Origin of the sequence: Streptomyces sp. NPDC048269 (assembly GCF_040652395.1) — a bacterium.
Taxonomy (GTDB): Bacteria; Actinomycetota; Actinomycetes; order Streptomycetales; family Streptomycetaceae; genus Streptomyces.
On the sequence record NZ_JBEZLW010000109.1, the window covers coordinates 1 to 4,152 of the forward strand.

Sequence of the window (4,152 nt, forward strand, 5' to 3'; positions counted from 1 at the left end):
CCTTCGACAAACTCCTCTACAAGAAGCGCAACGTCGTCGAACGCTGCTTCAACCGTCTGAAACAGTTCCGCGCGATCGCCACTCGCTACGACAAAACCCGCGAGTCCTACCAGGCAGCCGTCACCATCGCATCCCTGTTCCTCTGGCTAAAGCCCCTTTGAAGACACTGCCTAGAGCGGAGTCAGTGCGAGCGGGGGGGCGTACATGATCACAGCGATGCCTGCGAGGCAGACCAGGGCGCCGATAGCGTCGTAGCGGCCGGGTCGGTAGCCGCCGGCGACCATGCCCCCGCGCCAGGCGGTCTCTCTTGAAGCACGCGAAGACGCCGTAAACCGGGTTCGGCGACGGATCGCGGAAGGGAAGGGCTGGGCCGCGCTCCCCTACCCGCCGTTGATCTGGTGCTGAAGACGTGGAGCAGACCGTTCGACTCCAGCACGGGTAAGGAGCTGATCAGGTTCGACTACCAGTGCCGTGACGTCGTGTCCGCCCGTGGCGGATCTGCCGGGGGCAGAGGAACGACGTTTGGGGGGGTTCCCGGGGTCAAGAGTGGAGTCGACGGCATCCCGCCTCGACAAGGAGAAGAGATGACTCCCCTCACCATGCTCGCGCCCCGCGCGGAGGAGGGCGACACACCGCCCGGCCACTTCGACGACCACCTCGCGGCAAGGCTGCTCGACCAGCGGATCGTCCTCCTCGGCACCCAGGTCGACGAGGTGTCGGCCAACCGGGTGTGCGCGCTGCTGCTGCTGCTGTCGGCGCAGGACCCGCGCTCCGACATCAGCCTTTACGTCAACAGCCCCGGCGGGTCGGTCACCGCGGGTCTCGCCATCTACGACACGATGCGGCTCATCCCGAACGACATCTCGACGCTGGCGATGGGCTTCGCCGCCAGCATGGGCCAGTTCCTGCTCACCGTGGGGACGCCCGGCAAGCGGTTCGCGCTGCCGAACGCGCGGATCATGATGCACCAGCCCTCGGCGGGAATCGGCGGTACCGCCGCGGACATCGAGATCCAGGCGGAGAACCTCCAGTTCACCAAGAAGGCCGTCGAGCGGATCACCGCCCAGCACACTGGGCAGAGCGAGGAGACGATCGCGCGGGACGGCGACCGGGACCGCTGGTTCACGGCCGAACAGGCCAGGGAGTACGGGATGGTGGACCGGGTGGTGGAGTCGCTCGCCGACATCCGCCCGGCCACGCCGCGCCGACGGACGGGGCTGTGACATGGGGTCGTACACGGTTCCCTACGTGATCGAGCGGACCGCGCAGGGCGAACGGTCCTACGACGTCTTCAGCCGGCTGCTGAACGAGCGGATCATCTTCCTCGGCACCGAGATCGACGACGGGGTCGCCAACGTGGTCATCGCGCAGCTCCTTCACCTGGAGTCGGCGAGCCCGGAGCAGGAGATCTCGATCTATCTCAACTCGCCCGGCGGATCGTTCACTTCGCTGATGGCGATCTACGACACGATGACGTTCGTGCAGGCGCCGATCTCCACCTTCTGTGTCGGTCAGGCGGCGTCGACGGCGGCGGTGCTGCTGGCGGGCGGAGATCCCGGGCGCCGGTTCGTGCTCCGGCACGCGCGGGTGCTGCTCGGGCAACCGGCCAGCGGCGGCCGGCAGGGGACGGTCTCCGACCTTAGCCTCGCGGCCAAGGAGATGGTCCGCATCCGCTCGCAGGTGGAGGAGGTCCTGTCCCGGCACACACACCACGACGTGGCGACGCTGCGCGTGGACATGGACCGGGAGAAGGTGTTCACCGCCGAGGAGGCGGTGGCCTACGGGCTCGCCGACGAGGTGCTGAGCCGACGGTTCGCGTTCGTCTGAGCCCGCGCGGCCGTGGCCGAGGGCCGGCGAGCCGGCCGGTACGGCGGGGGCGCGCCCCGTCGTACCGGCCCGTGGGCCCGGTCCGGTCAGGCGGCGAGGCAGAAGCCGTCGTACTGCGCCGTGGGCGACGCGGGTGACGTGCGGCCCCGGACCACCCGGCTCCGGGCGTGCCGGGCCAGCTCGTCACCGGCGAGCAGCAGCAGGTCGGCGAGGCCGAGCCCGAGGGCCTGGGCGGCGGCCGCGAGCACCTCGGAGGATGCCTCCTTGCGTCCGCGCTCCACCTCCGACAGGTACGGCATCGAGATCCGGGCCGCCTCCGAGACGTCCTTCAGCGTGCGCTCCTGGGCGAGCCGCTCGCGCCGCAGCACGTCGCCGACGAGGTCACGCCACAGGGGCTCCCTCGGCGCGCGTGGCTGTGGACCCCCCACGGGTCGCCGCGGGGCGCCGGCCGACCCGCTGGAACCAGGCGACGGGGCCTGCGGGCGCAGGGAGATGACGCGGGACTCGTTCGGCGCATGAGTGCTCACCCCCACACCCTAGGGATCCGGGGCGCGGGGGGAAGGGAGTAGCCTTCTGCCCTGGGTGAAGCCGCGCAGTGGCCATGCGCTACGCCAAGCGCAGCTACGTCTTCCTCGGCACCGTCACTCACTCGTCATTTGGATCCGGTCGTGACCACAGCGCCTGCCCGAGCGGTCAACATTGCCTGTGTTTCGCTTCCTCAGTCTGGATGACGCCCGTGCCCGCTCACGCACCATGTGGAGCCAGCCCTGCGGATCAGCATCGTAGAGAGCGCAGTTCTCCTGCCACCGGATGAGGCCGCCGGTGATGTCATCGAGCGAGTGGTACCACTCGCCCTCACCCGACGTGCCGTGCCAGACGACACCGGGACGGCCTGGATCCTGGCAGAGGTCGAAACCGTGCAGGTGCTGCAGGGCCGTTTCGACCAAAGGGTCCTCGAAGTCAGCGAGCGCTCCTTCGCCCTCCACCCATGGAACCGCCCACGCATGCATCGCTTCGCGGGTCACCTCCCCCTGCGCCAGTGCATGCCACTGAGCAGCCACCTCCACACGGCCGGGCGGAGCTGGCGTCACATCGAGATCACTCATGCACCCACCCTCCCAGCCGAGCTGCCCAACGGGCCACACCGATTCGCCTCTAGGGCCTGTGTGATGTTGTGATCAGTCGGCGGCTTTCAGGAGGTCGTCGATCCAGATCATTGCGGCGCGGAGGTGGAGGCCGGCGAGGTAGCTCTCGGGCGCCTTGTCGTAGCGGGTGGCGATGCCGCGCCAGGCCTTCAGTTTGTTGATCAGGCGTTCGACGGTGTTCCGTTCCTTGTAGAGATCGGCGTCGTAGCTGACGGGCCGGCCGCCTCTCGCGCCCTTCTTCTTCCGGTGGGCGGCTTGGTCCTTCTTCTCCGGGATGACGGCCTTGATTCCGCGTTTGCGCAGGTAGGCGCGGTTGCCGCGGGATGAGTAGGCCTTGTCGCCGGCGACCGCGCCGGGCCTGGTGCGGGGACGGCCGACCGGCAGACGGACCCGCACCTTCTCGAGCACGGGCATGAATTGCGGGCTGTCCGCGGCCTGTCCGGCGGTCAGGACGAACGCGAGCGGACGGCATCTGCGGTCCGAGGCGAGATGAATCTTGCTGGTCAGTCCGCCACGGGACCTGCCGAGCAGAGCTTCCTTCAGACGGAGCTTGCGTCGGCGTCGGACGCGCCGACGCTCGGCCTGTCCGTTCTGTTCCTCCGGTCCGCCCCTTTTTGCCGGGCCCCCTCCTGTTCCCGCGCAGCCTCTTCCAGGGCCTCCATGAGGCCCTTGCCAACGCGCATCCCGGCTGCGTCGTGGTGGACGCGGACCGTTGTGGAATCCACGCTGACCAGCGACAAGTCGGTTCTCTCTGCGCGGGCGGCCTCGGCGATCACGCCTTCCAGCAGCGCGGAGAATACGCCGGCGTTGCGCCAGACCCGGAAACGCCCGTAGACGGTGGCCCAGGGACCGAACTCGGCAGGCATCTCCCGCCACTGGCCGCTGGAACGGAACCGCCAGATCACCCCCTCGAACTGTTCCCCCAGCCGCTCGGGGTACGGGCCGTACCTGCCGATCGGCAGGTACGGCTCGATGAACTTCCACTGAGCATTGGTGAGTTGCCAACGCGTCACGACCAATGTTCCTACCGGGTTCCGCCCCACAGAGAAGGCAAAACCCAGCAACTGATCACGACACCACACAGGCCCTAGTACTGCAACGGTGCTTGCCGTGACGGTTGGGCAGGTCGGTCGTTGGTCAGGAAATGGGTGGGGAACTTGGGGATGCCCGGTTGTGGGCT

At 68.4% G+C, this 4,152-nt stretch carries 5 protein-coding genes and 2 pseudogenes; 3 read left to right on the top strand and 4 right to left on the bottom strand.

The window, feature by feature from the left end; all coding sequences use genetic code 11:
- Positions 1 to 161 (top strand): transposase (locus AB0D48_RS37200; protein WP_362407755.1); only part of this gene is annotated, 161 nt, incomplete at its 5' end.
- 9 nt (positions 162 to 170) lie between these two features.
- Here the strand turns inward: AB0D48_RS37200 and AB0D48_RS37205 are convergent.
- Positions 171 to 299, bottom strand: a pseudogene (locus AB0D48_RS37205) (hypothetical protein); the annotation flags it as partial.
- 285 nt (positions 300 to 584) lie between these two features.
- Here AB0D48_RS37205 and AB0D48_RS37210 point away from each other — a divergent pair.
- Both AB0D48_RS37210 and AB0D48_RS37215 read left to right on the top strand, forming a co-directional pair.
- Entirely contained in the window at positions 585 to 1,223 is a 639-nt protein-coding gene (locus AB0D48_RS37210; RefSeq protein WP_362407743.1) for an ATP-dependent Clp protease proteolytic subunit, read from the top strand.
- Position 1,224: 1 nt separating this feature from the next.
- A complete protein-coding gene (locus tag AB0D48_RS37215) occupies positions 1,225 to 1,827 on the top strand; it encodes an ATP-dependent Clp protease proteolytic subunit (RefSeq protein WP_362407746.1) in 603 nt (200 codons plus the stop codon).
- Between the two features lie 86 nt (positions 1,828 to 1,913).
- Here AB0D48_RS37215 and AB0D48_RS37220 read toward each other — a convergent pair whose 3' ends face one another.
- The 3 genes and pseudogenes from AB0D48_RS37220 to AB0D48_RS37230 all read right to left on the bottom strand — a co-directional run bounded on the left by AB0D48_RS37220 (position 1,914) and on the right by AB0D48_RS37230 (position 3,985).
- A complete protein-coding gene (locus AB0D48_RS37220; protein WP_362407749.1) occupies positions 1,914 to 2,354 on the bottom strand; it encodes a helix-turn-helix transcriptional regulator in 441 nt (146 codons plus the stop codon).
- A 114-nt stretch (positions 2,355 to 2,468) separates the two neighbouring features.
- Positions 2,469 to 2,933, bottom strand: a complete 465-nt coding sequence (locus AB0D48_RS37225) for a hypothetical protein (protein WP_362407752.1) — start codon at positions 2,931 to 2,933, stop codon at positions 2,469 to 2,471.
- Between the two features lie 72 nt (positions 2,934 to 3,005).
- Positions 3,006 to 3,985 (bottom strand): annotated as a pseudogene (locus AB0D48_RS37230) (IS5 family transposase).
- Between the last annotated feature and the right edge of the window lie 167 nt (positions 3,986 to 4,152).

Excerpts from the sequence above, each read along its gene's own strand:
- AB0D48_RS37210 (WP_362407743.1), top strand. The coding sequence starts at position 585 with ATGACTCCCCTCACCATGCTCGCGCCCCGCGCGGAGGAGGGCGACACA.
- AB0D48_RS37225 (WP_362407752.1), bottom strand. The coding sequence starts at position 2,933 with ATGAGTGATCTCGATGTGACGCCAGCTCCGCCCGGCCGTGTGGAGGTG.
- AB0D48_RS37215 (WP_362407746.1), top strand. The coding sequence starts at position 1,225 with ATGGGGTCGTACACGGTTCCCTACGTGATCGAGCGGACCGCGCAGGGC.